This is a genomic window from Lysobacter sp. CA196 (assembly GCF_052078695.1).
GTDB lineage: Bacteria > Pseudomonadota > Gammaproteobacteria > Xanthomonadales > Xanthomonadaceae > Lysobacter.
This window is the reverse complement of record NZ_JBQJIN010000060.1, coordinates 1-2500: the sequence shown is the minus strand read 5'-3', so window position 1 is coordinate 2500 and position 2500 is coordinate 1. Positions and strand designations below refer to the sequence as shown.

The 2500-nt window shown below is 54.5% G+C and carries 2 rRNA genes (1 of these 2 cut by a window edge); both read left to right on the top strand.

Features of this window, described 5'->3' with window-relative positions:
- Positions 1–1937 (top strand): 23S ribosomal RNA (locus ACTOWK_RS23505) (it extends 931 nt beyond the left edge of the window).
- A 170-nt stretch (positions 1938–2107) separates the two neighbouring features.
- Positions 2108–2222 (top strand): 5S ribosomal RNA (gene rrf, locus ACTOWK_RS23500).
- Positions 2223–2500: the final 278 nt, after the last annotated feature.

The window sequence follows — 2500 nt, the reverse complement described above, 5'->3', positions numbered from 1 at the left end:
GGCGGGTGCTAACGTCCGTCGTGAAAAGGGAAACAACCCAGACCCACAGCTAAGGTCCCAAATTTATCGCTAAGTGGTGAACGATGTGGAAAGGCACAGACAGCCAGGAGGTTGGCTTAGAAGCAGCCACCCTTTAAAGAAAGCGTAATAGCTCACTGGTCGAGTCGGTCTGCGCGGAAGATTTAACGGGGCTAAGCGATAAACCGAAGCTTGGGGTGCATCACTTTGTGATGCGCGGTAGAGGAGCGTTCCGTAAGCCGTTGAAGGTGGATTGAGAAGTCCGCTGGAGGTATCGGAAGTGCGAATGCTGACATGAGTAACGATAATGCGGGTGAAAAGCCCGCACGCCGAAAGCCCAAGGTTTCCTTGCGCAACGTTAATCGACGCAGGGTGAGTCGGCCCCTAAGGCGAGGCAGAAATGCGTAGTCGATGGGAAGCAGGTTAATATTCCTGCACCTCGCGTAAGTGCGATGGAGGGACGGAGAAGGTTAAGCAGGCCAGGCGTTGGTTGTCCTGGTGAGAGAGTTGAGGCGGTCCCCTTAGGCAAATCCGGGGGGGCAACGTTGAGACTAAGGACCGGTCCTTTTGGACTAGGCTGCTGATATCACGCTTCCAGGAAAAGCTCCTAAGCTTCAGCTTACGCAGACCGTACCGTAAACCGACACAGGTGGGCAGGATGAGAATTCTAAGGCGCTTGAGAGAACTCGGGTGAAGGAACTAGGCAAAATAGCACCGTAACTTCGGGAGAAGGTGCGCCCTTTCTGGTGAATAGCTGGGAGGGGCCGCAGTGACCAGGCCGCTGCGACTGTTTATCAAAAACACAGCACTCTGCAAACACGAAAGTGGACGTATAGGGTGTGACGCCTGCCCGGTGCTGGAAGGTTAATTGATGGGGTCAGCCGCAAGGCGAAGCTCTTGATCGAAGCCCCAGTAAACGGCGGCCGTAACTATAACGGTCCTAAGGTAGCGAAATTCCTTGTCGGGTAAGTTCCGACCTGCACGAATGGCGTAACGACAGCGGCGCTGTCTCCACCCGAGACTCAGTGAAATTGAAATCGCTGTGAAGATGCAGCGTTCCCGCGGCAAGACGGAAAGACCCCGTGAACCTTTACTATAGCTTTACACTGAACGTTGAGTTCGTCTGTGTAGGATAGGTGGGAGGCTATGAAACCATGGCGCTAGCTGTGGTGGAGCCATCCTTGAAATACCACCCTGTCGTGCTTGACGTTCTAACCTAGGCCCGTAATCCGGGTCGGGGACCGTGTATGGTGGGTAGTTTGACTGGGGCGGTCTCCTCCCAAAGTGTAACGGAGGAGCACGAAGGTACGCTCAGCGCGGTCGGACATCGCGCACTGTGTGCAAAGGCATAAGCGTGCTTGACTGCAAGATCGACGGATCAAGCAGGTACGAAAGTAGGTCTTAGTGATCCGGTGGTTCTGTATGGAAGGGCCATCGCTCAACGGATAAAAGGTACTCCGGGGATAACAGGCTGATACCGCCCAAGAGTTCATATCGACGGCGGTGTTTGGCACCTCGATGTCGGCTCATCACATCCTGGGGCTGTAGTCGGTCCCAAGGGTATGGCTGTTCGCCATTTAAAGTGGTACGCGAGCTGGGTTCAGAACGTCGTGAGACAGTTCGGTCCCTATCTGTCGTGGGCGTTGGAGATTTGAGAGGGGCTGCTCCTAGTACGAGAGGACCGGAGTGGACGAACCTCTGGTGTTCCGGTTGTCACGCCAGTGGCACTGCCGGGTAGCTATGTTCGGAAGCGATAACCGCTGAAAGCATCTAAGCGGGAAGCGCGCCTCAAGATGAGATCTCCCGGGACTTTAAGTCCCCTAAAGGAACCATCAAGACTAGGTGGTTGATAGGCAGGGTGTGTAAGTGCGGCAACGCATTGAGCTAACCTGTACTAATGATCCGTGTGGCTTGACCATATAACCTCAAGTTGCCTTGGCTTCATTGACGCGTTACGACGTTTCGCCCAAAATACTGCTCGCTACATTCCAACTTATTCGCCGATGACGGAGTCCATCCCGTCTGAAGCAAACCAACGTGAGCGTGAGCGCAACTCAGTCCATCGAGACCTGCGACCCTCCACCCTCTCCCTGGTGATAATAGCTGTGTGGCACCACCCGATCCCATCCCGAACTCGGAAGTGAAACGCACATGCGCCGATGGTAGTGTGGCCTAAGCCATGCAAGAGTAGGTCATCGCCAGGGGCTTTATCCTAAAACGCCGCAACCTTCTGGTTGCGGCGTTTTTCTTTGCGCGATGCATTTAGATTATTAATGCAGTTCGATTAACTACCGAGTGCACAGGCTTCTGCGCTTTTGGGTAGGAGCGGCGCAAGCCGCGACCACGCCGCTTCGATCTCGCGGCGTATCGCTCACGCAAGATCAATATCAAACACCAAAGCAGAGCTTCCGTCCGCTAACGCGGCCGGGTTACTTTCTTTTGCTGGCCCAAAAGTCCCACAGGGAGTTCCTTCGGTCAAAGC